The organism is Rhodococcus triatomae, from assembly GCF_014217785.1.
Lineage (GTDB): Bacteria > Actinomycetota > Actinomycetes > Mycobacteriales > Mycobacteriaceae > Rhodococcus_F > Rhodococcus_F triatomae.
Map to the genome: position 1 here is coordinate 3,075,295 of NZ_CP048814.1, position 25,874 is coordinate 3,101,168.

The 25,874-nt window shown below is 69.0% G+C and carries 24 protein-coding genes; 16 read left to right on the forward strand and 8 right to left on the reverse strand.

The features are described from left to right. The first annotated feature begins 58 nt into the window (after positions 1 to 58). A complete protein-coding gene (locus tag G4H71_RS14545; protein WP_217631333.1) occupies positions 59 to 370 on the forward strand; it encodes an ArsR/SmtB family transcription factor in 312 nt (103 codons plus the stop codon). Beyond that, the gene (locus tag G4H71_RS14550) at positions 367 to 753 is read left to right on the forward strand and encodes a VOC family protein (RefSeq protein WP_072738963.1); all 387 of its coding nucleotides are present in this window, start codon (positions 367 to 369) and stop codon (positions 751 to 753) included. The genes G4H71_RS14545 and G4H71_RS14550 overlap by 4 nt, the downstream gene beginning before the upstream one ends. 15 nt (positions 754 to 768) lie before the next feature. Here the strand turns inward: G4H71_RS14550 and G4H71_RS14555 are convergent, their stop codons facing one another. Further along, positions 769 to 1,281, reverse strand: coding sequence for a nitroreductase/quinone reductase family protein (locus G4H71_RS14555; protein ID WP_072738964.1), 513 nt, complete (start codon positions 1,279 to 1,281; stop codon positions 769 to 771). A 63-nt stretch (positions 1,282 to 1,344) separates the two neighbouring features. On the opposite strand from G4H71_RS14555, the gene pta reads away from it, so the two are divergent. Next, positions 1,345 to 3,492, forward strand: a complete 2,148-nt coding sequence (gene pta / locus G4H71_RS14560; protein ID WP_072738965.1) for a phosphate acetyltransferase — start codon at positions 1,345 to 1,347, stop codon at positions 3,490 to 3,492. Beyond that, the gene (locus G4H71_RS14565; RefSeq protein ID WP_072738966.1) at positions 3,489 to 4,685 is read left to right on the forward strand and encodes an acetate kinase; all 1,197 of its coding nucleotides are present in this window, start codon (positions 3,489 to 3,491) and stop codon (positions 4,683 to 4,685) included. The genes pta and G4H71_RS14565 overlap by 4 nt, the downstream gene beginning before the upstream one ends. Here G4H71_RS14565 and G4H71_RS14570 read toward each other — a convergent pair. The 3 genes from G4H71_RS14570 to G4H71_RS14575 all read right to left on the reverse strand — a co-directional run bounded on the left by G4H71_RS14570 (position 4,574) and on the right by G4H71_RS14575 (position 6,210). Next, positions 4,574 to 5,416, reverse strand: a complete 843-nt coding sequence (locus G4H71_RS14570) for an acyltransferase family protein (RefSeq protein ID WP_072738967.1) — start codon at positions 5,414 to 5,416, stop codon at positions 4,574 to 4,576. The genes G4H71_RS14565 and G4H71_RS14570 overlap by 112 nt on opposite strands. Before the next feature lie 64 nt (positions 5,417 to 5,480). Then, positions 5,481 to 5,810, reverse strand: coding sequence for an acyltransferase family protein (locus G4H71_RS22810; protein ID WP_072738968.1), 330 nt, complete (start codon positions 5,808 to 5,810; stop codon positions 5,481 to 5,483). A 76-nt stretch (positions 5,811 to 5,886) separates the two neighbouring features. Further along, positions 5,887 to 6,210 (reverse strand): hypothetical protein, encoded by a 324-nt coding sequence (locus G4H71_RS14575; RefSeq protein ID WP_072738969.1) that lies wholly within the window; start codon positions 6,208 to 6,210, stop codon positions 5,887 to 5,889. A 217-nt stretch (positions 6,211 to 6,427) separates the two neighbouring features. Between G4H71_RS14575 and G4H71_RS14580 the strand changes: the two genes are divergently transcribed. The 10 genes from G4H71_RS14580 to G4H71_RS14625 all read left to right on the forward strand — a co-directional run bounded on the left by G4H71_RS14580 (position 6,428) and on the right by G4H71_RS14625 (position 18,151). Further along, on the forward strand, positions 6,428 to 7,072 hold the full coding sequence (locus tag G4H71_RS14580; RefSeq protein ID WP_072738970.1) for a TetR/AcrR family transcriptional regulator: 645 nt from the start codon (positions 6,428 to 6,430) through the stop codon (positions 7,070 to 7,072). Positions 7,073 to 7,474: 402 nt separating this feature from the next. Beyond that, complete coding sequence (locus G4H71_RS14585; RefSeq protein ID WP_072738971.1) at positions 7,475 to 8,602, forward strand: acyl-CoA dehydrogenase family protein; 1,128 nt, start codon at positions 7,475 to 7,477, stop codon at positions 8,600 to 8,602. 39 nt (positions 8,603 to 8,641) lie between these two features. Next, positions 8,642 to 9,667 carry an SDR family oxidoreductase gene (locus G4H71_RS14590; RefSeq protein WP_169847174.1) on the forward strand — a complete coding sequence of 342 codons (1,026 nt, stop codon included), beginning with the start codon at positions 8,642 to 8,644 and terminating at the stop codon, positions 9,665 to 9,667. Next, a complete protein-coding gene (locus G4H71_RS14595; RefSeq protein WP_072738973.1) occupies positions 9,667 to 10,920 on the forward strand; it encodes an aspartate aminotransferase family protein in 1,254 nt (417 codons plus the stop codon). Before G4H71_RS14590 ends, G4H71_RS14595 begins: the two co-directional genes overlap by 1 nt. A gap of 11 nt (positions 10,921 to 10,931) precedes the next feature. Then, positions 10,932 to 11,411 (forward strand): type II toxin-antitoxin system RatA family toxin, encoded by a 480-nt coding sequence (locus G4H71_RS14600; protein ID WP_072739037.1) that lies wholly within the window; start codon positions 10,932 to 10,934, stop codon positions 11,409 to 11,411. Positions 11,412 to 11,413: 2 nt separating this feature from the next. Next, the gene (locus G4H71_RS14605) at positions 11,414 to 11,671 is read left to right on the forward strand and encodes a phosphopantetheine-binding protein (RefSeq protein WP_072738974.1); all 258 of its coding nucleotides are present in this window, start codon (positions 11,414 to 11,416) and stop codon (positions 11,669 to 11,671) included. Continuing rightward, positions 11,664 to 13,337 (forward strand): AMP-binding protein, encoded by a 1,674-nt coding sequence (locus G4H71_RS14610; RefSeq protein ID WP_072738975.1) that lies wholly within the window; start codon positions 11,664 to 11,666, stop codon positions 13,335 to 13,337. Before G4H71_RS14605 ends, G4H71_RS14610 begins: the two co-directional genes overlap by 8 nt. Beyond that, positions 13,334 to 14,494: an acyl-CoA dehydrogenase family protein gene (locus G4H71_RS14615; protein ID WP_072738976.1), complete on the forward strand. Its 1,161-nt coding sequence runs from the start codon at positions 13,334 to 13,336 to the stop codon at positions 14,492 to 14,494. The genes G4H71_RS14610 and G4H71_RS14615 overlap by 4 nt, the downstream gene beginning before the upstream one ends. After that, a complete protein-coding gene (locus G4H71_RS14620) occupies positions 14,491 to 15,780 on the forward strand; it encodes a wax ester/triacylglycerol synthase domain-containing protein (RefSeq protein WP_072738977.1) in 1,290 nt (429 codons plus the stop codon). The genes G4H71_RS14615 and G4H71_RS14620 overlap by 4 nt, the downstream gene beginning before the upstream one ends. 52 nt (positions 15,781 to 15,832) lie before the next feature. Next, on the forward strand, positions 15,833 to 18,151 hold the full coding sequence (locus G4H71_RS14625; protein WP_072738978.1) for an MMPL family transporter: 2,319 nt from the start codon (positions 15,833 to 15,835) through the stop codon (positions 18,149 to 18,151). A 50-nt stretch (positions 18,152 to 18,201) separates the two neighbouring features. On the opposite strand, the gene G4H71_RS14630 is transcribed toward G4H71_RS14625, so the two are convergent. Continuing rightward, entirely contained in the window at positions 18,202 to 19,098 is an 897-nt protein-coding gene (locus tag G4H71_RS14630) for an alpha/beta fold hydrolase (protein ID WP_072738979.1), read from the reverse strand. A 116-nt stretch (positions 19,099 to 19,214) separates the two neighbouring features. On the opposite strand from G4H71_RS14630, the gene G4H71_RS14635 reads away from it, so the two are divergent. Next, on the forward strand, positions 19,215 to 19,601 hold the full coding sequence (locus G4H71_RS14635; RefSeq protein ID WP_139183309.1) for a hypothetical protein: 387 nt from the start codon (positions 19,215 to 19,217) through the stop codon (positions 19,599 to 19,601). Further along, positions 19,591 to 21,147, forward strand: a complete 1,557-nt coding sequence (locus tag G4H71_RS14640; protein ID WP_072738981.1) for an adenylate/guanylate cyclase domain-containing protein — start codon at positions 19,591 to 19,593, stop codon at positions 21,145 to 21,147. Before G4H71_RS14635 ends, G4H71_RS14640 begins: the two co-directional genes overlap by 11 nt. Before the next feature lie 16 nt (positions 21,148 to 21,163). On the opposite strand, the gene G4H71_RS14645 is transcribed toward G4H71_RS14640, so the two are convergent. From G4H71_RS14645 to G4H71_RS14655, 3 genes are read right to left on the reverse strand one after another with little or no spacing between them, the layout of a single operon-like run. After that, positions 21,164 to 23,503, reverse strand: a complete 2,340-nt coding sequence (locus G4H71_RS14645) for a serine/threonine-protein kinase (RefSeq protein ID WP_072738982.1) — start codon at positions 23,501 to 23,503, stop codon at positions 21,164 to 21,166. Between the two features lie 7 nt (positions 23,504 to 23,510). After that, entirely contained in the window at positions 23,511 to 24,482 is a 972-nt protein-coding gene (locus G4H71_RS14650; RefSeq protein ID WP_072738983.1) for a glutamate ABC transporter substrate-binding protein, read from the reverse strand. After that, the gene (locus tag G4H71_RS14655) at positions 24,479 to 25,846 is read right to left on the reverse strand and encodes a GlnX family signal transduction membrane protein (protein WP_246442133.1); all 1,368 of its coding nucleotides are present in this window, start codon (positions 25,844 to 25,846) and stop codon (positions 24,479 to 24,481) included. Before G4H71_RS14655 ends, G4H71_RS14650 begins: the two co-directional genes overlap by 4 nt. Between the last annotated feature and the right edge of the window lie 28 nt (positions 25,847 to 25,874).

Here is a 25,874-nt window from a genome sequence, read left to right on the forward strand (position 1 = left end):
CTGCGCGCCTCTTTCTCACCATTGACAGGTAACCATTTGGTTGCCTATTGTCGGGTGTGTGGAGAACGTGTTCCGTGCACTGTCCGATTCCACGCGCTGCGCGATCGTCGAGGAACTCGCCGCTCGCGACGGGCAGTCGTTGTTCGAGATCTGCACGACCCTGATCACCCGTCGTGGGATCTCGGTGAGCAGGCAGGCCGTGGCCAAGCACATCGCCGTTCTGTCCCGCGCGGGCGTCGTGGACGTCCGGTGGTCGGGGCGGACCCGGATCCATCGCCTGAACCGCGGACCGCTGCACGAGGCGCAGCAATGGCTCGCCGCCCACACCGCTACCGATACCGATACCACCGAACCGGAGGAGTACCGATGATCGTCACCACCGCGAGCATCTTCGTCGACGACCAGGAGAAGGCGCTCGACTTCTACACGCGGGTCCTCGGTTTCGAGACCAAGGACGATGTGCCGTTGGGCGACGCCCGGTGGCTCACCGTGGTGTCCCCCGCTGCGCGCGACGGTGTGGAACTGCTGCTCGAACCGGACCGGCACCCTGCCGTGAAGCCGTTCAAGAAAGCCCTCGTCGAGGACGGCATCCCGTTCAACAGCTTCGGCGTCGAGGACCTCGCCGCCGAGTACGAGCGCTTGACCGGGCTCGGTGTGCGTTTCGTGCAGGGGCCCACCGATCTCGGAAACGTCCGGGTGGCGGTGTTCGACGACACCTGCGGCAACCTCGTCCAGATCGCGCAGCGGTTGTGACCCGAGCCCGCCCGGTCAGGTCTCGGCGCTGAGCGCGAACACGCGGATCGCACGGTCGGTGCGGTTGCCGTAGACGCCGTACACGCTGACCATCTCCTCGAACGCCCGGAAGATCCGGCTCCGTTCGGGTTCGTCCAGCAGGGTTGCGGTCACGGGGATCTCGCGTCCGCCCATCAGTACCGACGCCTGCGGTTCGGCCAGCAGGTTTCCCGACCACGCCGGGTGCTTGTCCTGTCCGAAGTTGCTGCCGACGACGTAGATCCGGGGGTCCTCCCGGTAGTACAGCAATGGTGAGGTGCGGATCAGTCCGCTCTTGCGCCCGGTGGTCCGCAGCAGTACGACAGGGGCGCCGATCGGCCCGAGCAGCGTGAATCGGCCCCCGGTGCGTTCGAGGACGCGCCGGTCCAGGCCCGCCGCCTCCCGGATCAGCCAGGAGCCGGCCTTGGTGGAGGCGAATGCCTCGGCCGGTCGACGCAACACGGTGGTCTCGCTGCCCCAGCGCACGTCGGGGAAGGGGGAATCGGCCATGTCACATCTTGCCCCGGGGCAGTCGGGTCCTGTCAATCGCCGGGCACCGATAGGCTGAGGACCATGGCAGCGTCCGCGTCATCGCAGTCCGATACCAGCCCGGCACGTCCCGCGCCGTCGAGCGTGTACATCGCCTCCCCGGAGGGCGACACCGGAAAGTCGACGATCGCGCTCGGCGTCCTGCAGATGCTGTGCGCCACGGTCGCGCGGGTCGGTGTGTTCCGGCCGATCGCCCGATCGACCGAGGAGTCCGACTACATCCTCGAGCTGATGCTCGAACACGCCACCGCGGACATCGGGTACGAGGAGTCGCTCGGGGTCACCTACGAGGACGTGCACCGCGACCCGGACGCGGCGCTGAGCACCATCGTCGCGCGGTATCACGAGGTCGCCGACCAGTGTGACGCCGTGGTCGTCATCGGCAGCGACTACACCGATGTCGCCAGCCCCAGCGAGCTCGGGTTCAACGGCCGCATCGCGGTCAACCTCGGCGCACCGGTGTTGCTCGCCGTACGTGGGGCCCGCCGGACGCCGGAGGAGGTCGCCCAGTTGGCGCAGCTGTGCGCCGTCGAACTCGCCGCGCAGCACGCGCACCTCATCGCGATCGTCGCCAACCGGTGCGATCCCCACGAGCTGGACGAGGTGACCGAGGCGTTGAAGGTCACCGGTGTCCCGGCGTGGAGCCTGCCGGAGATCCCCCTGCTGGTGGCACCGACCATGGCGGAGCTCCTCGACGCTACCGACGGGCAGCTCTACAGCGGCGACCCCGAGCTGCTGCACCGGGAGGCGCTCGATGTCATGGTCGGCGGTATGACGGCGGAGCACATTCTGGAACGGCTGAAGGAGGGCATCGTCGTCGTCGCCCCGGGCGACCGCTCCGACGTGCTGCTCTCGTTGGTCAACGCCCACGAGGCCGAAGGGTTCCCGTCGCTGGCCGGGATCATCATGAACGGCGGGATCGCGCCCCATCCGGCGGTGGCGAAATTGATGGCCGGCCTGAAACCCCGCCTGCCGATCCTCACCACCGACCTCGGCACGTACGAAACCGCCAGTGCCGCAGCACGAACCCGGGGCCGCGTCGGTGTGGGGTCGCAGCAGAAGGTGGACACCGCGCTCAGCCTGATGGAACGCCGGGTCGATTCCCAGGCCTTGCTGGACCGCCTGAAGCTGACCATTCCCTCGGTGGTCACCCCGCAGATGTTCGAGTACCAGCTCATCGACCGGGCGCGGCGCAACCGCAAGCACATCGTGCTCCCGGAGGGGGGTGACGACCGCATCCTGCGCGCTGCCGGACGCCTCCTGCAACGCAAGGTCGCCGATCTCACGATCCTCGGCGACGAGCTGTCGGTGCGTCGCCGTGCGGCCGAACTCGGAGTAGACATCGGTGACGCCCAGGTTCTCGACCCGACGTCCTGTTCGTACAGCGAGTCGTTCGCGGTCGAGTACGCCAAGCTCCGCGAGCACAAGGGGATGACGCTCGAACGGGCGCGGGAGGTCGTCGCCGACATCTCGTACTTCGGAACCATGATGGTGCACATGGGGATTGCCGACGGCATGGTGTCCGGCGCGGCGCACACGACGGCGCACACCATCCGGCCGGCGTTCGAGATCATTCGTACCGAGCCCGGGGTGTCGACCGTGTCGAGCGTCTTTCTGATGTGCCTGTCGGACCGGGTTCTCGCCTACGGCGACTGTGCGGTGGTGCCGGATCCCACCGCGGAACAGCTGGCCGACATCGCGATCTCGTCGGCACAGACGGCCGCACAGTTCGGGATCGACCCGCGCATCGCCATGCTGTCCTACTCGACCGGCGACTCCGGATACGGGGCCGACGTCGACAAGGTGCGCAGCGCCACCGCCCTCGTCCGCGAGCGGGAACCGGAACTGCTGGTGGAGGGGCCGCTCCAGTACGACGCGGCGATCGAACAGAGTGTGGCCGATCAGAAGATGCCCGACTCGCAGGTGGCAGGCAAGGCGACCGTCTTCATCTTCCCCGATCTCAACACCGGCAACAACACCTACAAGGCCGTCCAGCGCAGTGCCGGCGCGGTGGCGGTGGGCCCGGTTCTGCAGGGACTCAACAAGCCCGTCAACGACCTCTCCCGCGGTGCCCTGGTGCAGGACATCGTCAACACCGTCGCGATCACCGCGATCCAAGCACAGGGAGAAGAAGCAGCCCAGGGAGAAGCGGCACAGGGAGATTCGGCATGAGCAGCGACGACACCGTTCTCGTCATCAACTCGGGTTCGTCCTCGATCAAGTTCCAGGTGATCGAACCCGATTCCGGTGTCGCCCGCCAGTCCGGTCTCGTCGAGCGCATCGGCGAGCCCGAGGGTCGAGTGGTCCTGCACCACGACGGGGAGGTCCTCGAGGAGGTCGGTCGGATCGAGGACCACCGTTCGGGACTGCGCAAGGCCGCCGAACTGATGGCGTCGGTCGGTCATCCCCTGCCGGAATCCGGCATCATCGCGGTCGGTCACCGAATCGTGCACGGCGGCAGCGAGTTCTACGAACCGACCCTGGTCGACGATCGGGTGTTGAAGGAGATCTCGACGCTGTCCGACCTTGCACCGCTTCACAACCCCGCCAATGTCGTCGGCATCGAGGTCGCACGGGACACGCTGCCGGACGTTCCTCAGGTCGCCGTCTTCGACACCGCGTTCTTCCACACCCTGCCCATGCCCGCCGCGACGTATGCGATCGACCGGGACGTCGCCCGCGAGTTCGGTATTCGCCGCTACGGATTCCACGGGACCTCACACCAGTACGTGTCCGAGCGGGCCGCGAAAGTCCTCGGCCGCGGCACCGACGAGATCGACCAGATCGTGCTGCATCTCGGCAACGGGGCGTCGGCGTCGGCGATCGCGAAGGGCCGGGCCGTCGACACCACGATGGGATTCACCCCGCTCGAGGGACTGGTGATGGGGACTCGTGGCGGCGACATCGATCCCGGAGTGCTGTTGCACCTCTCCCGCACGGCCGGGATGACGGTCGACGACATCGACGCCCTGCTCAACCGCAGGTCCGGGCTGTGGGGGCTGTCCGGAGTGAACGACTTCCGTGCCCTCACCGAACGGATCTCTGCCGGAGATCAGGACGCGCAGCTCGCGTACGACGTCTACGTGCACCGGCTCCGCAAGTACATCGGCGCCTACCTGATCGAACTCGGGGGAGTGGATGCGATCACCTTCACCGCAGGTGTCGGGGAGAACGCCGCGTCGGTGCGCCGGGACGCGCTCGCCGATCTCGAGATGTTCGGCATCGTGATCGACGACGACCGGAACGAGAACGGTCAGGGGGAGCGGCGGATCTCGGCCGACTCGTCCTCGGTGGCGGTACTGGTGGTACCGACGAACGAGGAACTGGCGATCGCCCGGGACGCTGCTCGGCTGGTGCGTTCCTGACGACGGTCACGCAACCCGAACACCCACTCGAGGCTCCGGTGCAGCACCCACGCGATCGGGATCGACAACACCGTCGTCACGATGAAGACACCGACCACCGAGCCCTGGAACGTCGAGTAACCGAGTAGATCCATGACGAGTTCCATGACCACCAGGTGCACCAGGAACAACTCGTAGGAGATCTCGCCCAACCACACCACGGCCGGGTGTGAGAGCGCTCGTCCGTAGAGCCCACCGCCGTCGCTGCCGATCACGAGCGGAGCGAGCAGACACATCGAGAACGCCAGGTACAGGAACGACTTGGTGATCGCGGCTCCCGCATCCTGCGGGATGATGGTCGCCTCGCCCGCGGCGGGGGTGCACGAGAGTGCGTAGGCGGCCACCGCTCCGAGCAGCAACAGCGGGGTGCTCACCCGGCGGATCGTCACCGCCGCCACGGTCAGCACCATCCCGCCGGCGAACCAGGCGAGGAATCCCGGCAACCACAGCCGGGCCGAGTAGTCGATGTCGGCGGAGTGGGTGAAGACCACCCACGCCGGGGTCACCGCGGCCACCGCGCAGAGCGCGCCGACGAGCCGTCCCGGGTGCCAGCCACGGCGGCACACGAGGACACACAGTGCCCAGGCCAGGACGGGAAGTATCAGGTAGAAAGCCACTTCGACGGCCAGGCTCCACATCTGCGTGAGTCCCGCGTGGAAATGGCCGAGCCCGTAGATCTGGGTGAGTGTCATGTTCCGGAGGAATCCCTCGACGCCCTGCCCCGTCTCGCCGGCGTCGCGGTGCCGGTAGACGAGATTACGTCGAGATCACGACGAGCCAGTACGCCGGGAGGATCCGGCGGGCGCGGTGCCGGAAGTAGCGAGTGAGGCTCGGACCCGAGGTGCCGCGGGCCAGTGCCGTCACCCAGGGGCGGAACAGCAGGAACCCTGACAGCACGAAGAACACGGCGACGCCGGCCTCGAGCCGCGCGAAGAACCACCCAGCGGTGTCTTCTGTGTAATTTCCCGTCCAGAAGCCGGCGTGGGTGCCCACCACCAGCAGCGCCGCGAATGCCCTCAATCCGGTGATCGAGTCGATGCGGCTGGTGGGAGCGTCGGGGACATCGGACGGATCTGTGCTGACCATGGCGGGAGTCGAGGCTACCTGCTTCCGGCGAGCCCCGGTTCACCTCGGGACGGCACCGAGTGTCCGGCCAGGCGCATCACGGTGCCGGAAACGACCGCCGCTCGTGGGTCGGGGACGCCCAGCGTGGAGGGTTCTCCCGAGTGCTCGGCGTCGCATCGGCCGAGGCCAGGGCGGAACCGGTGGAGTACCAGCGGCCGCTCAGATAGTCGCGGTAGAGCACCGAGTGCTGAAGCCCGCTGACGTGTTCGACCGGGTCGGTCAGCCATACGACTTCCGGCACATCGCCCTCGGCCGAGGTTCGGAGCACTTCGGGAATGTCGTGGACGACGAGGCGCCACTCGTCTCCCGCCGTTGTCAGGACGGCGCGAATGGCGTGGACCCTGGAGAGTGCGATCGGCATGATCGGCCTGTCGACTCCTTCCGAGTACATGGAGCAGGTCTCACCCCGCGCAGGAGTGTGACTGATGCTACTCGCTGGTAACTACGTTGCGCCACAGTATTCGTCAGGGGCGACGAGGGCTCCTTCGGGTCGGCCTCGGCGCGTCGCGCTGCTCGTCCGACATTCAAGTTAGTGTGGGTAAGTTGATGGGTGCGGCGAGGTGAACTGGAGGTTCCGGATGGCAGGCCGGCCGTCGGAGAGACAGGAGCGCCGCAAGCAGCGCACGCGGTCGCAGATTCTGTCAGCCGCGCTGGAAGCCTTCTCCGAACGCGGCTATCAGGCGGCCACGGTCTCGGACATCGCCGAGCGTGCCGACGTCGCCCTGCGTTCGGTATATCTCCACTTCGAGGACAAGAGGGGACTCTACGCCGCTCTGATCGATCACGCGCTCGAACTCGACCGCGAATACTGCGACGCCGGATGGGACGCCGCCGACGATCCGATCGGCCGCATCCAGGGTATCGCCGAGGGGTATCTCCGTTTCTACCGTGAGCAGCCGGGGTACTTCCGGATCTTCCGGTTCCCGCCTTCGGACGTGTACGGCGACCCACACCTCGACAAGCCGACGCAGCACGTCGCCGACCGGATCGCGAGCGAGATCGACCGGATGTCGACGGCGGTGACGGAGGCGATCGACCTCGGGCTCTTCCGTCCGGGTTCGCCGCGAGCGATCGCCACGTACATGTGGGCCTCGTGGGACGGCGTCATCGCGTGTCACATGATGCCCGGTCACATGGGCTTGAGCGACGACGAGTTCGAGGACGTGCTGAACGAGGCCAGGGCCATCATCGCCTTCGGTCTCCTGCGCGCCGACGTGTCCTAGGCCTGCGTCCTCCCATCCGGGCGGCCGGCATTGTGATCGACACCAAGGGTCGGGAACTCCCACCGGTGCCCGTCACAGTGTGCCGACGGGCGGATCTGCGCCGGACGTCGCCGTGGCGTGATGCCGGGTGCGGTCACGTCGAATTCAACTATCTATAACTGCCGGTCACGGTCACATGCCGCACCGGCGTAGGTGCGTCGCGGCCCTCGTGTGACCTTTTGCACATGGAATGCATTATTGCTGCGACAGTGCAGTTATGCGACCATCATTCTCACGAAGCCGGTGAGTTATCGCTCTGCTGAACGTCATTCGGGTCGATGCGAAGAGAGCAGCGTAGGAAGAGTGGCCGAACTCGGGCCTCGATCCGGCTGTCGGTGTGCCAGTTACGGGGAGGAAAGTGCGATGTTGCTCGCAAACGAAGGCTGTCTGCTGGAGGCTCGGCTGCCCGAGTTGTTCGAAGCTCTGAATGCCGCGTCGCTCGACGAACTCGAATCCGAGGGTGGGCCGGCGATCAAACTGTTCAAGGGATCCCGCGCCGGCCGCCTGCTGGCTCCGGTGGAATCCGGCGGGCTCGGTGCCTCGGCGCTCGACGCGGTCCGTATCCAACGTGCGGTCGGCGCGCGAGCACCGTCGCTCGCCGTCGCGAGCACGATGCATCACTTCTCGCTGGCGAGCCTGATGGAGGCCGCGCGAGGTGGCGACGGTGCGCACCTGCTGCTCCTCGAGGCGATCGCGGGAGAGAACCTCCTGATGGCCTCGGGGTTCGCGGAGGGGACGACCGGTGCGAGCGTACTGACGCCGAGCCTGTCGGCCGAACGGGTCGAGGGCGGGTACCGACTGGACGGCGCCAAGCGGCCGTGCAGCCTGGCGAGGTCGATGGACCTGCTCACTGCGAGCGTCTCGGTCGACTCCCCGGTCGGGCCGGAACTTGCCGTCGCGGTCGTTCCGGCGTCCGCCGAGGGCATCGAGGTCGAACCGTTCTGGAATGCCACGGTTCTCCGGGCCGCCGAGAGCGATGCCGTCGTCCTCACCGACGTGCGCATCGCGGAGCCCCAGCTCGTCCGGGTCGGGGTCCCCGGCGCCGCGGCGGTCGATCAGGTCCAGCAGGCCGGATTCGTCTGGTTCGAACTACTGATGACCGCGAGCTACCTGGGCATCGCGGCGCGACTGGTGAATCGGGTACTCCGAGAGGAGCGGGGCGGCCCGGTGCGGCGTGCGCTGCTCGCCGGCGGTCTCGACACCTGTGCCGGCGCGATCGACGCGATCGCCGCGGAGCTCGATCGGGAGGGAGCCGGACAGCAGCTGCTCCGCCGAGTTCTCCTGGCCCGCTATACGACACAGAAGATCATCGCGCAGAGTGTGGACGAGTCCGTCGAGTTGCTCGGCGGAATGGCGTTCATTCGCGGTGACTCGGACATCCGCTACTTCGCCGAGGCGACTCGATGCCTGGCATTTCATCCACCCGGTCTGCCTCGGGCCGCTCCGGCGTTGCTCGATTCGCTTGCCGGACAGCCACTCCGGATCGTCTGAACCACATCCGCACCGACAACACCACCGATGGAGAATCCCATGAGTAGTGACCAGACGAAGATTCTCGTGACCGGGGCGTCCGGAGTGATCGGGCGGTCCCTGCTCGAAGCGCTGCGTTCTCGCAGTGTCGTCGCGCTGGAACACCAGAGCCGTGTGCACGAGGAATCCCACGTGCAGTGGGTTCGGGGCGACGTGACCGCGACGGATCTCGGCCTCGGTGAGCAGTACGACGCCGTGGCCGCTTCGGTCACGCACGTGGTGCACATCGCCGCGGCGGTCGACTTCAACGTCGAACCGCAGTCGATCGAGACGATCAACCTCGGCGGGACGCGCAACGTCGTCGCCTTCGCACGTGCGGCGGGAGCGCCGCTCGTGCACGTGAGTACCGCGTTCGTCGACCGGCGTGAACAGGCACTGTCGGTGTCCGGTTGTGCGGACGGTAGGGACGCCTATCTGCGCTCGAAGACGCTCGGCGAGCAGGTGGTCCGGGAGAGCGGCCTGGACTACGCGATCGTGCGGCCCTCGCTGCTCGCGGGCGACGTGGGTTCGGGCGAGATTCCGCGCCATCAGGGCCTTCATGCCTTCCTGGGCGCCTATGCCAAGGGCGCCCTCCCGTTCGTGCCGTTCCCCGAGGACACCTACATCGATTTCGTTCCCCGTGACGTGGTCGCGGCCGCGATCGCTCGCCTACTGTCGGTCGACCTCACCGGTCAGGAGCTGTGGCTGACCGCGGGACGCGGTTCGCTGACGGCTCGGGCCCTCGTCGACCTCGTCCGCGGCACTCTCGCACCGGCGGGTGTGCACCTCGACAGCCCCCGGTTCTTTCCCACGGAGACGGTGCAGCGGCTCCTGCAGCCCGCGTTCTTCAGTGAGCTCGAGGGTCGGGACCGCAACAAGTTCGAGCACCTGCTCGCCGTCGCCTCGGTCTTCGCGGACGAGGTGTTCCCCTCGGATCTGGGGAAGGGGGAGCTGTCCGGCCTGGCTCTGTCCGAGAACGATTCGGCAGCGTTGATCGAGGCGACGGTCGATCGGTACTGGACGCCTGCACTGCGCGAGGCGATCTGATGCCCGCCACCGATCGGGCGGCGCTGGTCGGCCGGTACCGCCGCTATCTGGGTGCCGGGCGCGCCCGGCTCGCCGAGTACATCGGCGCGGGTATCGAGGTGTCCTCGTCCGGGAGCACCGTGACCACCGCGGACGGTGCGTCGCTGCTGGACTGCGGCGGCTACTCGGTGTTCCTGCTCGGACACTGCCACGAGGCCGTCGTCGAGGCGGTCGTCGAGCAGGTGCGCCGGCACCCGCTGGCGACCCGGCTGCTGCTCGAGCCGACGATCGCCGAGGCGGCGCAGGCGCTGGTGTCGCTCGCGCCGGAGGGGCTGGACAAGGCGTTCCTGGTCAACTCCGGCGCGGAGGCCACCGAACTCGCCCTGAAACTCGCTCGGGCACATGGCCGTACCGAATTGGTGTGCATGCGCGGTGGATATCACGGGAAGACGCTCGGTGCGCTGTCGGTGACCTCCAATCAGCTCTACCAGTCGCTGTTCGCTCCGCTTCTCGACGCCACGGCCGTGGACTACGGCGATCCGGATGCACTTCGCGAGGTACTCGCCGGTGTACCGGGCCGCGCCGCGGTGATCCTCGAACCGGTCCTCGGCGAGGGCGGGGTCGTCGTCCCGCCGCGCGGATACCTCGCCGAGGTGGAGCGACTGTGCCGGCAGTACGACGCGACGCTGATCGTCGACGAGATCCAGACCGGCCTCGGAAGGTGCGGCCGGACGTGGGCGCACCAGCCCGAAATCGAGTGTCCGGACATCCTTCTCGTGGGCAAGGCATTGTCCGGCGGGGTGGTTCCGGTGGCGGCGGTCCTGGCAACGGACGTGCTGTTCAAGCCGGTCGCCGACGATCCGGCACTGCACTCGTCCACGTTCGGCGGGTCGCCGCTCGCCTCTGCCGCGGTGCTCGCCACGCTCCGAACCCTCGACAGGGAACGGATCGTCGAACGTGCCGGAGAACTCGGCGACATCCTGCTCCGGGCCGTCGTCGACGTGTGCGCCCCGTACCGGGAGCTGATCGTCGAGGTCCGCGGCGCCGGACTGCTGCTCGGAATCGAGTTCGTCCGCCCCGACGTGACCGCCGAGGTGGCGACGACGATGTTGCACCACGGCGTCATCGTCAACCACTCGCTCAACGATCACGCGGTCCTGCGGATCACCCCGCCGGCCGTGATGACCCCCGACGAGGTCGAACGACTCGTCGACTGCCTACACCTGAGTCTGGACGAAGTCTCCCGGAGCTTCGTCGCGCTCGCCACTACGTGAAGGGACATCCCATGCCAGTCATGATCATCGAGCGCGAGATCGAGCACGCTCACGCACACGAGGTGTACGAACGGATCGCGGACGTCGAGAGCTATCCGACCGTTGCCGCGAGCATTCTGCAGGTCCAGGTGACCGATCGGGACGGGGATCGGTGCACGTCGCACTGGGACGTCGCGTTCCGCGGCGGCATCCTGCGATGGGTCGAATCCGACGAGTTCGACCGGGTGAACCTGCGGTCGACGTTCGAGCAGGTGGACGGAGACCTCGCGGCCTTCCGCGGATCCTGGTCGGTACAGGACCTCGAGCCCGGCGTCCGGATCACGTTCACGGCGGAGTTCGATCTCGGAATGCCGAGTCTGGCAGCGATGCTCGATCCGGTTGCGGAGCGAGCGCTCCGCGCGAACATCACCGAGCTCATCGACGCGTTCAGCAGCGAACAGCCCTCCGCCGGCAGGCTCGTCGCCGCGGACTCCACCGGAAAGGGACAGTGAACATGGCCGGGGACATCCTCACGGATCTGGTCGACGTGGTCCGTACCGAACTCGCGGTCGGTGTCGTCGACATCGACGCCGGCTCCGATCTGACGGCAGATCTCGGACTCGACTCCGTCGCCTTCGCCATCGCCATCGTCGCGATCGAGGACCGGTTCGGGGTCCGTCTCGCCGAGGAGGAGCTGTTCGCGTGCCGCACCCTCGGCGACGTGGCCGGGCTGGTCGGTAGGCAGCGTGACGCGGTGGTGACCGATGCCTGACACCGGGGTCGCCTCGCGCACAGACCTCGTCTCGGAGATCTCGGCGGCCATGGACACGGGACGCACCCTCGGTGTCCTGGACAAGGCCGACGGCAGCTGGATCCGCCGGCCGTGGAGCGACGTGTACCTCCGCGCGGAGGCGTACGCGGCGCGGCTGCTCGATCCGCGATCCGGTTCGCCCACCGCACCGGTGGCGGTGGTCGGCGAGCCCACCGCGGAGACGGTGTCCGTCCTGTGTGGGGCGTGGCTCGCGGGCCGGGCGGTGACCGTGCTCGCCGGTCCCGTGCGCACCGCCACGCCGGAGGCGTGGGTGCGTCGCACCCTCGACCAGTTCGAAACCCTCGGTGTGACCGCGGCATTCAGCTCGGGGACACCGCTCGGTCTGTTACGCGAGGCGGACACGGTCGGTGAGGTGTTCGATCTCGCCGAGGTCTCGCGGTGGCCGGGCGCACCGTCGTCGTTCCGCCCGGTGCCGGCCGCGGAGGACGCGACCGTGCTCTACCAGGGGACGGCCGGGTCCACGGGCAACGCGAAGACGGTGCAGCTGACGGCGTCTGCGGTGACGGCGAACATCCGTGCGCTGCAACAGCGAGTGGCCCTGGACGGCTCCCGGGATTCGCTGGCCACGTGGCTGCCGCTGTACCACGACATGGGACTGTCGATGCTGCTCGCCGGCCTGTTGTCGGGTACGCAGACGTGGTTGTCGCCGACGTCGTGCTTCGCGCGTTCGCCGTTCGACTGGCTCGACTGGCTGACGGTGAGCGAGGCGACCATCACCGCGGCCCCGAACTTCGCGTACAGCCTGCTGGGCCGGTACGCGTCCGGCGCGGCGAAGGCGGACCTGGGTGCGCTTCGCCATGCCATCAACGGAGGTGAGCCGATCGACGTCGAGAGCACCGAACGGTTCGCTCGCGAGTTGTCGCGATTCGGGTTCGATCCCCGCGCCGTCGCCTGCGCCTACGGCCTGGCCGAGGTGACGTGCGCGGTGACCATGCCGTTGCCGTCGTCGGGTCTGGAGACGGACACCGTGACCGCGAAGGACGGGCGGGAACGTCGGCACGCACTGCTGGGCCCGGCGCTCGACGGAGTCCGGCTCCGCATCGCCGAGACCCGGCAGTCCACCGAGTTCGACGGGGTGCGCTCCGTCGGCGAGGTCGAGGTCTCCTCTCCCGCACAGATGAAGGGCTACCTCGGTGAACCGGACCTGGTTCCGGGCGGGTGGGTGAAGACCGGGGACCTCGGCTACCTGGTGGACGACCAGCTGGTGGTGTGCGGCCGGAGCAAGGAGCTGATCACCCTCGCCGGGCGCAACATCTTCCCGCAGGACGTGGAGGCGGCCGCGGCACGGGCGGACGGTGTCCGCACCGGTTGCGTCGTCGCGTTCGCCGACGATTCGGTGCTCTCGACGTCGTCCGGCGGCGGTGCCGCGCGCCGGGACCGACTGGTCGTGGTCGCCGAGTACGTCGGGTCGGATCACGCGGCCGCCCGGCGCGAGATCGGCGAGTTGGTCGCCTCCGAGTGCGCAGTCACCCCGGGGGCCGTCGAACTCGTGGGCGCGGGCACCCTGCCCAAGACGACCTCCGGAAAGCTCCGGCGGCTCGAGGTGAAGAGCAGGTTCGGTGCGTCGGCCGGCGATCCGGCGCACGGCGGGGGTGTGCGCCGATGACCGTGACGATATCGGACGTCGACGAACGCGTGGAGTTCTCGACATTGCTGGACAGTGTGTTCGACGAGCGGGTGAACGGGCTGATCGAGGAGGCGGATCGGACGGGCACGTTCCCTCGCCAGATCATCGCGGCGTTGGGCGACGCCGAGGTGTTCGCCCGTAAGTGGCAGCGAGGGCACGTCCCCGATCTCCATCTGCTGTTCGCGCTCGCGGAGCGGCTGGGCCGTACCGGGTCGGCGGGCATCTCCGTCGGCGTCAGCCTGCACGATTCGGCGATCGCCATCCTGCGCAGGTTCGCCCGCTCCGACATGCTCGTCGATCTGACCGAGCGGGCGATCCGCGGGGACGCCGTCGTGTGCCTCGGCGCGTCCGAGGCCGGGGGCGGCTCGGATCTCCAGGTCGTGCAGTCCACGGCGACTCCGGTCCCGGGCGGGTATCGGGTCCGGGGTGCCAAGAAGTTCGTCTCCCTGTCGACGGTGGCCGACGTGGTGCTTGTCGTCGTACGGGCGGGTGACACCGCGCGCAGCGCCGGCGAACTCGCTCTGATCGCGTTGGACCGCAACGACGTCGAGGTCGGCCCCGCCTACGAGAAGCTGGGTGCGCACTGTCTGGAGACGGCCCCGATCACGTTCGACGTGGAGGTGCCCGCCGAGGCGTTGGTGGCCCGTGCCGGAACCGGTCTGGCGGCACTGAGCTGGGGTCTGGCACAGGAACGGCTCTCGATCGCCGGACAGGTGGTCGGCGCGTGCGATCTCGCGATGGGAATCACGGTGGCGAGGCTCAAGTCGCGTGAACAGTTCGGTAGCCGGTTGTTCGATCACCAGGCGCTGCGGCTTCGGTTCGCCGACCTGCAGGCGCGGCTGGACGTGTTGCGGTGGGCTCTGCAGGGTCTGGCCGCCTCGGGCCAGGTCCCCAGCATCCGCGCGGCGTCGGGGCTCAAGGTCACCGCCGCGCGTCTCGGGGAGGAGGTCATGTCCGAGTGCCTCCACGTGTTCGCCGGGGCCGGCTATCTGGTCGGTCAGGCACCTGTCGAGAAGTGGTGGCGTGAAATGAAACTGGCGCGGGTCGGCGGCGGGGCCGACGAGGTGTTGTGGGAGCTGGTCGCGACCGGTCTCACCCCTGATTTCGACGGCTACGCACGGACGGTGAGCGAATGACCGCCCTGACGAACGCGTCGGCGGCCGACGAGGCGTCACTCACCGGACTCGACGAGTTCTTTCTCGGCATCGAGAGCGCACGACGACCGACACACTGGGCACTCGTCTTCGAGCTGAGCACGGACGGTGCGGAGATCACGGCCGACGAGCTGACCGAGCGGATTCGCGAGCGAGTCGCCACGTCCGGTCTCTTCCGGCTCGCACTCTCCGGAACCGGTCGCCGGGCCCCTCGCCTGGTCGAGGCGGTCGACTGGGATCCGGCACGGAACGTCGAGATCTGCCGGACGGTCGGTGACGAGGCAGGCGATGCGCTGGTCGAACGGCTGATGTCCGAGCCGTTGCCCAGGGATCGTCCGCTGTGGCGCGTGGTGGCGGTGGAGCAGGAACGTCCACGTCGGCGGCGGATCGTGTTGGCTGTGCACCATTGCATGTCGGACGGGATCGCCGGGGCCGGCTTCGCGCGTCTGCTCGCCGACGGCGACGAGGCCGGATTGGCGCACCTCGACCGGTACGTCGACTCGGACCGGTTCCGCTGGTCCTCCCCGGGCCGGGCCGTCGTCTCCCGGGCTGCCCGTTCCTTCGTCGCGTCCTGGCGGGGCGCGCGGCGCTCGCCCGGGTTGGCTCCCCTCGCATCCGGGCAACGCCGGGTGCGGACGGCGGCGGTGCCGGCCGTCGACTTCCGTGCTTCCGCCGTGGCCAACGGTGCAGGGTCGGCCGACTATCTCCTCGTCCTGGTCGAGGAATCGTTGCGCCGCGCCGCCGAGATCGCCGGGCTCGAGCCGGGGCCCGGCCGGGACGGGGTGCGGGTCCTCACCCCGGCGACGTTGGACCCGAGCCTGCGGCACACCGGGAATGCCGTGTCGATGACGCTGGTCAATCTCACTCTGGCTCCCCGATCCCGCGTGGACGCACTGGGGGAGATCCGGGCGCAGTTGGTCTCGGCCACGGAATCCGGAACCCAGCACGCCATCCCGGCCGTCTCGGCGCTGGGTGCCCACCTGCCGTGGGGTCTGCGCAAGGCCGCGTCACGGCGCACCGTGGCCACGATCAGGCCCGACATCCACGTCGGCCTCAACCCCGCGTACCACTCGATTCGCACGGTGCTCGGGCGCGAGGTCGGGAGTATCCGGCCGGTGTCGCCGCTACTGGGAAATTCGCTGTCGGTCACCAGTGTGCTGACCGGTGCGGAGCTCAGCGTCGGAATCACCTGGGACCCGGTGGCACTCGGCGATTTCGGGGCCGACTTCGCCGCCGCGCTCGTTCACGCCGTGAGCGTGGCGAGCTGACTCGCGGCACCGTCCACCGGGCCGGATGCCATTCCAACGATAGGGATACTCGATGCAGGACAAGAAGTTTCGGCGGCTGATTCTGATCCTCTGGCCGGTGGTATTGGTGGCGCTGGGGATACCCGCCCTGGCGGTGCACGACCGCGTCGGTGAGCCGAACCTGACGGTGAGCGGCAGCGCCTCCGAGCGCGCCGACCAGATCCTCGACGAGAGGTTCCCGGGATCGACTGCCGTCGCGATCCTGCTCGAAGGCCCCGCGGACCAGGTCCGGATACAGGGAACGCGTCTGGCCACCGAGCTCGACGGTGCAGGGTACGGGCCCGTCGTCACGCCGTGGACCGACGACTCGGTGGCCGACGTGCTCGCACCCGAGCCGGGCACCGCGTTGTTGCTCGCCATGACCGGTGGATCCGAAGGCGCCATGAAGGACGCCGACGTGATCGTCGACCGGGTGGACGAGGTGATCGCCGACCCGGTGGCGGCGTCGATCACCGGCGAGGGAGTGGTGGGGAGCGCCCTCGAAGAGGCGGGCGTACGAGAACTCCGCAAGGGCGAACTGTACGCGCTGCCCCTGCTGATCGTGATCCTCCTGCTGGTGTTCCGGTCCCTGCTGGCCGCCGCGATCCCCATCGTGATCGGGGGGTCGGTGCTGATCGCGACGTCGGGCGTACTGAGCGTGCTCGCCGGTGCGGTCTCGCTCGACTCGCTGGCCATCAGTATCGCCTCGATGATGTCGCTGGCACTGGGCGTCGACTACTCGCTGTTGATCGTCTCCCGATTCCGGGAGGAACTCGCGCGCGGGCTGCAGCCGTGGGAGGCGGCCGCGCTTGCCCGGCGTACGGCCGGACGCACCGTCGTCGAGGCCGGCTGCGTTCTGCTCGCCGCGGTGAGTGCCGCGTTGCTCGTGGCTCCCGGCCCCTTCCTGGTGTCCGCGACCGTGGCGGTCGGTGCCGCCGCGGTCATGAGCGTGATCGCCGCGGTGGGAATCGTGCCGGTGCTGCTCGGCTTCGCCGGCCGCCGGATCAACGGGCGGCGTGGCACCCGGACGCAGGAAACGGAGGGCGGCGTCGTGCTGCGCGCCTGCCGCCTCGCGCTGCGACGTCCGGTGCCGGTCGGGTTGCTGGTGCTGCTGGTCCTGATCCCGCTGTCCCTTCCCGCACTCGGAATGCGCACGGGGACACCCGGTGTGGAACTGCTGACGAAGGGCGAGCGTGCGCTCGCGGACTACACCCGTATCTCGGAGGTGATGGGGCCGGGGTGGTCGGCGCCGTTCATCGTGGTGGCGCAGAACCCCGACGGCCCGGTCACGACGCCGGCACTCCTGACCGAGCTCAGTGAACTGGAGGGCGAACTCCGCGAGACCGAGGGGGTCGCGGAGGTGCTGGGAGCCGGGGCGGTGGCCGACCGGCTGCTCTCGGTCGAGTCGCTCGATCCGCCGGCCCTGCTGTCCGCCGCTCGTTCGGCGGGGGTGGACGTGGGCCCGATGATCGCCCAGTCCCCGAACGTCCTGCAGTCCGGGTACCTCGGCCTGGCCGCTCTCGACGGGGCCCGCTCCGATCTGCGTGGACTCGCGGCGACGGTGGTCAACATCGATCTGGGCGGGGACACCGCACGTTTCGTGGTGGTCCCCGATGCACCGGCGGGGAGCCCGGAGGCCGTCCGGCTCTCGGACGAACTACGCTCGGCGGCAGAGAGTCTCGCCGGGTCGACGGGGATGACGGTGGTGGTCGGCGGGTCGGGCCAGCTGGTCGTCGATTTCGGCAAGGAGATCACGAGGTTGGTTCCGCTCCTTCTGCTGGTGTTGTCCGGGGCCTCCTACCTGGTGCTCGTCGTCCTGCTCCGGTCCCTGCTCGTACCCCTGGTGGCAGTGCTGCTCAACGTCCTCACCGTCGGGGCGGCGTTCGGTGTCCTGGCCCTGCTGTACGACGGGACGGTCGGGCCGGAGCAGGTGCCCGTCTACATCGCGGGCACGGCCGTACTGGGGATCATGGGCATCATGTTCGGCCTGTCCATCGACTACCAGGTGTTCATGCTGTCGCGCATTCGTGAAGCGTGGCTCCGCACCGGAGATCCGATCGCGGCGATCAACGGCGGCATCGTGGGTACCGCCCGGGTGATCACCGGCGCAGCGCTGGTGATGATCGCGGTGTTCACGGGCTTCGCGCTCACCACCTTCCCGGTCAACCGGCAGTTGGGAATCGGGCTCGTGGTCGCCGTCCTGGTCGATGCCACTCTGCTCCGGCTGCTGCTGTTGCCCGGCGCCCTGAAGCTGCTCGGTGCCCGGGCGTGGTGGTGGCCGGGCACGCCCCGCCCGCAGGTCCGCACCGAGGTCGAGCCGGAGCGCCAGGAACTGGTGCGCGCGGGAGAGTAGAGGGTAGCGATACGGCAGGACGGTCGAGGTCGACGGCTGCCTGCGGCCGGTCAGGTGTGACGGCGCAGGTAGCCGTCGACGACGGCGTGGAACGCACCGGGCTGCTCGAGCATCGGCAGATGGCCGCAGTGCGGGATGGTTGCGTTCTCCGCCGACGGAATGCGTTCTGCGAGAGCGCGTACCAGCCGGGGAGGCGACACTCTGTCGTGGGCGGTCCCGACGCACAGCACCGGGCACCGGATGCGGTCGAGGCGGTCGAACGGATCCGCGAGGGCGATACTCGCGACCGTGGGCAGTGCCCCGGCCGATCCTGCGCCGGCCAGCAACAGCGACGCGGTCTCCTCGTCGTTGTTCGGTCCGGCCAGATACGGCCAGAGTGCCGCCCGGCGAAGGGTGTCGTGGCGGGCCACGACACGACGCAGGGCGGTGGGCACGGGAACCCCTGCGGTGAGCACCTCGAACAACACCGCGGTGTTCGCCGGGTCGAGTCGTCGTCGCAGCGCACCGAAGGGCCCGGATCTCGCCGGCAGCGCGAACCAGGAGACGGCCCCGCAGACCGCGATCGTCGCGGTCACGTGGTCAGGGTGTGTCGCGGCGTACCGCAGGGCCACGGGCGCGCCCATCGAATGGCCGATCACCACCGGCCGGTCCAGATCCAGCAGGGCCCGTACTCGGTCGACGGTGTCCACCATCGCGTCGAACGAGCATCCGTTCAGCCGCGCCTGGGAGTCGCCGAAGCCGGGAAGATCGATCGCGACGACGCGGTGTCTGCGGGCGAGGAACGGGATGGTCCGCGCCCAGTGGGTCCAGCTCCCGGCCATACCGTGGATGAGCAGTACCGGGCGGCCGGTGCCGGCTTCGACGTAGTGCACCTGCCGTCCGGCGATCCGGACCCGGCCGGATCTCGGGGCCGCCGTGTCGGGGCCTCCTGACGTGTCGGCAACCATCGACGTACCTCGCTTTCCGGTCGGCTCCGCCCCCGGTGGCGGCGATTCCCTCAATTTACTGCCTTCGGCATGAAATAGTGCACGTATCATGCACCATTGACCGAGAGGTGATGCCCGTGCCGATTCTCGTGGTCTCGGGAGTGCTCGAGCTGACCGTGGGTGTGCTCTCCGGATGGCTGATGCTGCTCGCGTCCGACCGCCCCGCCTGGCTGCGTGCCCTGGGTCTGCGCGACGCGGGCTATCTGCGCAAGGGACACCTCGATCTGCTGTTCATGGGCGTCATCCAGGTGGCGGTCGGGGTCGCGGTGTCCCCGCTGCCGCTGTGGATCGCGATACCGATCGTCCTCGGGGCGGTCGTGCAGCCGCTGTCCTTCTTCGCGCTCTCGGCCCGGCCGTCGCTGCGCGAGTCTGCCGTGTTCCAGGCCGCGGAGTTGTCGGTCTTCGTGGTGTTCACGGCCGGCTGGCTCGCGCTCGCCACGCTGGTCGTGCTCCGTGTCCGGTGAGCGCACCGGAGTGGCACACGAGGTCGATGTCGACGTCGTCCGTTCGCGACTGACCCGGTCGATCGTCGTCTCCAGCCTGCTCGGAGTGGTCGTGATGAGCGGCCTCGTCGGGTTCGCCCTGCCCGGGGCGGAGGTCTACACGAGGCAACTCGCACCGGTGAACTTCGTCCTGATGCCGGCGTACATCGCCGTCGCCTGCGCGTTCGCGGCCGTCTACGTGCCTCGTCGCGTCGCGCGCCGCCTGCGCGAGGTTCTGGCAGCCTCGGAGCCGAGCCGGCAGGACCGCCTCTTCGCGGTGTCGATCCCAGTCGTCCTCACTCGGGCACAGGCCCTCGCCTGGGGCGGCTCGTTGGTGCTGCTTCCGCCCGCCTACGGCTATGTCGACGCCCGCTTGTTCCCGGTCACCGCGGTGGCGATCGTCTGCGGCGGACTCGTCGTGTGCGCCAACAGCTATCTGTTGGCCGAGGCCATCGCACGACCGGTGTCCGCCTGGGCACTGGAAGGGGGGAACCCCCGACCGGACGGGGGATCGAACCTGTCCCTGCGGGCGCAGCTCGGCTGGCTCCTCGGTACCGGGGTGCCGTTGTTCGGGGTGATCCTGGTGGTGTCGGCGGAGATCCACTCCGGTGGATCGGACGTGGCGGTGTCGGTGCTGGCGATCGGCGTGGTCGGCCTCGTCGCCGGTCTCGTACTCATGATTCTCGCGAACCGCGCGATCGTCGCCCCCGTGCGTAGCGTGCGTGCCGCGATGGCCGCCGTCGAGAAGGGAGATCTCGACGTCGATGTCGTCGTGTTCGACGGCACCGAACTCGGTGACCTGCAGAGTGGATTCAACCGGATGGTCCGCGGGTTGCGCGAACGTGAGCGACTCCGCGACCTCCTCGATCGGCAGGTCGGCGCGCCCATCGCCGAGACCGCCGTGCGGAACGGCCCGGAGTTCGACGGGCAACTGCGCGATGTCGCGGTGCTGTTCGTCGACATCGTGGGCTCGACGGGGCTCGTCGAACGGTGCCCGCCGAAGGAGGCGGTTCGCCTCATCAACCAGTTCTTCCGGATCGTCGTCGGCGAGATCGCCGGTCACGGTGGCGTCGTCAACAAGTTCGAGGGGGACGGAGCGCTCGCGATCTTCGGTGCCCCCGAGGACCTCCCGGACGGCCGCTCGCGCGCGGTGGAGTCTGCCGCCGCCATCGTGCGGCGAGCCCGGGACGAGCAGGTGCCCTACCGCATCGCCATCGGCATCAGCGCGGGCACGGTGGTCGCCGGTCACGTGGGCACGGACACCAGGTTCGAATACACGGTGGTCGGCGCCGCCGTGCACGAGGCGGCACGCCTCTGCGAGGTGGCCAAGCGGAGAGGCTGGAGCGCAGCCGCGGCCGGATCGGCGATCGCCGGGACATCGATCGCGGCGGACGCATGGGTCGCGTGCGGGGAGATCGCGCTGCGCGGCCGGAGCCGACCCACGGCGGTGTACCGGCTCGCCGCCGCCGGACCGGGTGAACCGGTCGTCCCGCCGGGTGCGTCCGCCAGGGGCGCGAGCGCCCGTTAGTCGACAGCAGGGGCGGTCAGAACAGGCTGCGGGGCCGGATCGCGTTGGCCATGTCCACCAGGGCATACCGGTGGGTGCGCTCCTGGGCGCCACGGGCGAGGGCCCGCAGACACTTCTCGACGCCCCGGCGCAGGCCCTCCTCGGTGAACGGCACGCCCAGGATGGGGCTGTCGTCGGACGGCCGGTTCCCGCAGCGCATCCAGTCCAGGGCGGTCCCGAGTACGAGGGTGCGCATCTGTAGTGCACGACTCTCCTCGGCGGCGAGCAGGCTCACCCGCCGCGCCGATTCCCGCATCGCGGCCTCGTCGAGGTCGACCAGCGCCCCGGAGAGCCGGGTGAGCACCGCCGTCATCCGGGCCATGCTGTAGTGCCGCGAGCTCGCCGGTACCTGGTCGAGGACGGTGACCGCACCGTCGAGGTCGCTTCGTGCGGTCAACTGGCGCGCGAGCCCGAAGGCCGCGCTCACCATGCCGTGGTCGGTCAACCACACCGTCCGGTAGTACCGTTCGGCGAAGTCCCGCCACTGTCGCTGGTCGCTGCTGTCCCAGTGCTGGACGATCAGGTCCGCCGTCACGGCGAGTGCCAGTTTCGGTGCCGCCTCGCCGGGCGCGGCGGTGAGGGCCGCCTCGAAGTGGGAGAAGGCCGGCTCGTACTGGGCCTCCGTGAGCATCGTCAGGCCGGCGTACCAGTCGATGCGCCAATGACTTCCGATGTCCCGTTCCAGACGGTCGAGCAGATTCCGGGCGGTCTCCGGGTCTCCCAGATCGAGGTGGGCGACCACCTCCGCGAACGTGAGTTCGCGCGACAGTGCGACGCGTCCTTCGCCGGACTGGCGCTCGATTCCGCTCTCGCGGGCGTGCGCGATGGAGTCCAGGGTCTGTCGGGGTTCGGCCTGCACGGTGGCCGCGAGCAGACGCGCGTGCGGGTCTCCCGGATCGACGAGCAGGACGGGGAGGCCCTGGGCCACCGAGCGCGGATCGAGGGTGGGGTCGCGGACACGACCGTCGACGTAGACGTCGGTCTGCTCGACGAGCTCGTCCGTCCCGAACGTGTTGCGCGGACGGCTGAACACGGTGGACAGCCCCGGACGCTCCCGGCCGGTGCGTCCGGCCACGATCTCCCGGAGCACGCCCGTGGCCTGCCCTGCCATCTCCTCGGCGGATTCGAAGCGCTGCTTCGGGTCCGGGTCGGTCGCCCGGAGCAGCAGGCGGTGGAAGAACTCGTGCTCGGCGAGCAGAGGAGCTTCCTCCGGGGTCGGCAGGCCGCTGCGCAGCTTGCCCTTGTCCACCGGCATGTCGAGCGTGAGAACGGCGAGCGTGCGCCCGACCGTATAGATGTCCGTCGCCGGTGTGGGCCCGGTCTTGATGATCTCGGGTGCCTGATAACCCGGTGTCCCGTAGAGGTACCCGTAGTCCTCGATGCCCGCGACCGCACCGAGATCGATGAGTTCGAGCGAATCCTCGGTGACCATGACGTTCTCGGGCTTGAGATCGTTGTAGACCAGTCCGATCGAGTGCAGATACCCGAGCGCCGGGAGGATCTCGAGGACGTATCCGATCGCCTGGTCGACAGGCAGGCGGTGGTCGTCCGGCTGCGCGGACAACACGTCCCGCAGTGACGTCCCGCCCACGTACTCCATCACGATGTAGCCCATCGGGGTTCCGTCCGGGCGAGGGTGCTCGACGAAGTTGTAGATCTTCACGATGTTCGGGTGGGCGACCTCGGCGAGGAATTGCCGTTCCGCGACCGCGACCGCCTGTGCCTCGGCGTCGCCGAAATGCAGCAGTCCCTTGAGTACCACCCAACGATCGCTGACGTTGTGGTCGATCGCCAGGTAGATCCAGCCCAGTCCGCCGTAGGCGATGCAGCCCTGCACCTCGTACTGTCCGGCCACCAGGTCGCCGCGGCGCAGGAGCGGGCGGAAGTCGAACGTGGCGCCGCAGTGCGGGCACTGCCCGTACTCGGCGGACCGGGTGGAGGCGCTCTTGCGACCGACGGGGCGGGTGCATTTCCAGCAGAAGCGCTTTCGCTCCGGAACCTGCGGGTCGGCCATGACCGCAGCCGCCGGGTCGACGGTGCGGACGGCGGGGACCTCGACGAGCCCGCCGCCGAGCCGCATCCGGCCGCCGGAGCGGCTCAGCCGCGAGCGCACCGACCGCCCGGTACCGGAGTTGCCGGTTCGCGAGCCGCGCGAGGGCTCCGAACGTTGCACGGCAGCGGTGTCCGGGAGGTCGTCGGGTGCCTCGTCCGGCGCCGGCGGTGCGGTGCGGCGGGTGGTCTCCTCGTCGGGCGGCGCGGCGCGACGGGTGGTCTCGTCGTCGCCCCGATCCCGTTCGGGAGTGTTCGGATCCGTCACTGCTGCCTCAGTCCCGATAGGTGGCTGCCGGCGGGGCCGGTGCGGGCCCGAGCGTCGTCAGCCAGGTGTCGTAGAGCCGCGTCCAGGTGCCGTCCCGGCGAATCCGTTCGAGAGTCCCGTTGACGAACCGGACGAGATCGGTGGCGGCCGGGGGGATTCCGATTCCGTACGGCTCGATGCCGAGGCTGTCGCCGACGATTTCCAGATACGGGTCCTGGGACGCCAGTCCGGCCAGGATGGTGTCGTCGGTACTCACCGCATCGACCTGGTGCTGCTGCAGAACCACCAGGCAGTCGGACCACATCGGAACGGTGAGGATGCGGGCATCGGGGAGCAACTCCTGCAGGCGGGTCAGCGAGGTGGTTCCCCGTGCGACGCACACGGTGCGTCCGCCGAGGTCGTCGACACCGTCCACACCGGACCCGCCGACGACCAGAACCCGTTGGTGTGCCACGAAGTACTGGCTCGAGAACTCGACCGTCTGCCGACGCTCGCACGTGATCGTCATGGTCTTGGCGACGATGTCCACCGATCCTTCCTCCAGTGCACGCAGTCGGTCCGCGGAGGTGAGGATCTTGAAATCGAGGCGGTTCGGGTCGCCGAACAGGTCACGCGCCACCTCTCGCGCGATGTCCACGTCGAAACCCTGGACGGTGCCCGTGGACGGATCCCGGAAACTCATGAGATTGCTGCCGGTGTCGAGACCTACCACCAGGTGCCCGCGGGCCCGGATGGCGTCGACCGTCGGCATCGGTCCGGCGGGGTCGGGCCGCAGACTCGCGGTCGGGTCACCGCAGTCCGGTTCCGGATCGGTCACCGGAGGCAGCGGAGTCGCGAACTCCGCGCCGTTCGGCAATGGCGGTGCGGTGTAAGGATTTTCGCCGTCCTCGAGGGTGGCGACCGACGGCTGAGCGGTGGCGCACCCGGTGAGTGTCATCAGTACCACCGCGCCCAGCGCGAGGAGTGCCCGGGCGTTCATCGGTACTCCCGCAGCCGCGGCCAGAACCCGGCCACGATGCCGGCCAGTCCGATGACGGTGAGTACCACCGCGCCCTCCGCCAGAGCCGTGAGGACGTTCGACGCCGCGGCGATGTGGCTCCGCAACGTCTGCCGGGCGCCGACGATCCCGTCGGTGAGTGCGTCGTCGACCTCCTCGAACCGCGCGGGCGCGTCCGTCGGCCCGTTGCCCACCGCGATCGCCGCGGCAGCGGGATAGTCGCCGGCGTCGAGGAGGGAATCCATTCGTTCGTGGGCGCCCGCCCAGTCGCGCCACGCGAGGAGGGCGCGTTCGACCTCGGCCCGCGCGACGGTCACCGAATCACTCGGTGGATACGCCGAGAGCACCTCCGTCAGGTGTGCCGACTTCTCCCGGTACGCCTCGTCGTACGGTGCGTCACCCTCCCTGCGCACCAGCTTCAACGTCTCCTCCGCACGCACCTGTTGCGCGGTGATCCGGGCGTCGGTCAGCTCGTGCAACGGCGTCGCGCCCCGGGTCAGGGCGCGACCGGTGTCCAGGGAGGAGAACAGGCCCGCCACCATCAGCCACGCGAGCAGGACGACCGCGGACGCCGAGGCGACCATCAATCCCGGATTCAACGTCCGTCTGCTGTGCCGGGTCATCGCCATCTGGCTCGCGACCAGCGCGAGCACCGTCACCAGCAGGACGGCGAAGGCCGGCCAGGGTGGGCGTGAATAGGACCGCTGGGTGTCTGCGACCCGGCGTTCCTGGTTCGCGTGCAGCTCCTGTGCCATCGGCAGCACCGTCGTCTGCAGCAGTGTCGACGCCTCGCCGAGATAGGCCGATCCCACCGGATTTCCCGCTCGGTTGTTGGCTCGGGCCGTCTCGACCAGCCCGGTGTAGGTGGTCAACCCCGACGAGATCGACGCCAGCAGGCGGGCGTTGTCGACATCGGTCGAGGCCAGCCCCGCCGTGGCGTACACCAGTTCCGCGGAGGCGACGGCGACGGCACGCAGGTACCGGTCCCGGACCTCCTCCGGCTCGAGGCCCCGCGAGATGAACGCCGTCGTCGCCGACGCGTCCGCGACGGACAGCGCGCTGTAGAGGTTCTGGGCAGAATTGGCGAGGGGTTCCGTCTCGGCCAGCAGGGTCTGCAGCGTGGCCTCCCGCCCGTTGACGGTCGCGACCGTGACGATCCCCGAGGTCAGGGTGAGCAGCAGCAGGACGATCCCCGTCGCGGTGAGGCGGGCCGGGGTGGAGCGCACGAACTCGCGTACCTCCGCCCGGCGACCCGGATCGGAGGGGCTGGAGCCGGGCTCGGCGGAACGGGACGCGTCGATACCGCGCACGCCGTGTGGCTGCGTCGACGGTATCTCCCGCGTCACCACGTCCCACCCTCGCTCTCATCCCGTG

Coding starts and splice junctions, on each gene's coding strand:
- G4H71_RS14585 (WP_072738971.1), top strand. CDS start 7,475: ATGTTGCTCGCAAACGAAGGCTGTCTGCTGGAGGCTCGGCTGCCCGAG.
- G4H71_RS14590 (WP_169847174.1), top strand. CDS start 8,642: ATGAGTAGTGACCAGACGAAGATTCTCGTGACCGGGGCGTCCGGAGTG.
- G4H71_RS14610 (WP_072738975.1), top strand. CDS start 11,664: ATGCCTGACACCGGGGTCGCCTCGCGCACAGACCTCGTCTCGGAGATC.
- G4H71_RS14615 (WP_072738976.1), top strand. CDS start 13,334: ATGACCGTGACGATATCGGACGTCGACGAACGCGTGGAGTTCTCGACA.
- G4H71_RS22810 (WP_072738968.1), bottom strand. CDS start 5,810: ATGGTCAGCACAGATCCGTCCGATGTCCCCGACGCTCCCACCAGCCGC.
- G4H71_RS14570 (WP_072738967.1), bottom strand. CDS start 5,416: ATGACACTCACCCAGATCTACGGGCTCGGCCATTTCCACGCGGGACTC.
- G4H71_RS14625 (WP_072738978.1), top strand. CDS start 15,833: ATGCAGGACAAGAAGTTTCGGCGGCTGATTCTGATCCTCTGGCCGGTG.
- G4H71_RS14580 (WP_072738970.1), top strand. CDS start 6,428: ATGGCAGGCCGGCCGTCGGAGAGACAGGAGCGCCGCAAGCAGCGCACG.
- G4H71_RS14575 (WP_072738969.1), bottom strand. CDS start 6,210: ATGCCGATCGCACTCTCCAGGGTCCACGCCATTCGCGCCGTCCTGACA.
- G4H71_RS14605 (WP_072738974.1), top strand. CDS start 11,414: ATGGCCGGGGACATCCTCACGGATCTGGTCGACGTGGTCCGTACCGAA.
- G4H71_RS14630 (WP_072738979.1), bottom strand. CDS start 19,098: ATGGTTGCCGACACGTCAGGAGGCCCCGACACGGCGGCCCCGAGATCC.
- G4H71_RS14650 (WP_072738983.1), bottom strand. CDS start 24,482: ATGAACGCCCGGGCACTCCTCGCGCTGGGCGCGGTGGTACTGATGACA.
- G4H71_RS14600 (WP_072739037.1), top strand. CDS start 10,932: ATGCCAGTCATGATCATCGAGCGCGAGATCGAGCACGCTCACGCACAC.
- G4H71_RS14555 (WP_072738964.1), bottom strand. CDS start 1,281: ATGGCCGATTCCCCCTTCCCCGACGTGCGCTGGGGCAGCGAGACCACC.
- G4H71_RS14620 (WP_072738977.1), top strand. CDS start 14,491: ATGACCGCCCTGACGAACGCGTCGGCGGCCGACGAGGCGTCACTCACC.
- G4H71_RS14565 (WP_072738966.1), top strand. CDS start 3,489: ATGAGCAGCGACGACACCGTTCTCGTCATCAACTCGGGTTCGTCCTCG.
- pta (WP_072738965.1), top strand. CDS start 1,345: ATGGCAGCGTCCGCGTCATCGCAGTCCGATACCAGCCCGGCACGTCCC.
- G4H71_RS14595 (WP_072738973.1), top strand. CDS start 9,667: ATGCCCGCCACCGATCGGGCGGCGCTGGTCGGCCGGTACCGCCGCTAT.
- G4H71_RS14550 (WP_072738963.1), top strand. CDS start 367: ATGATCGTCACCACCGCGAGCATCTTCGTCGACGACCAGGAGAAGGCG.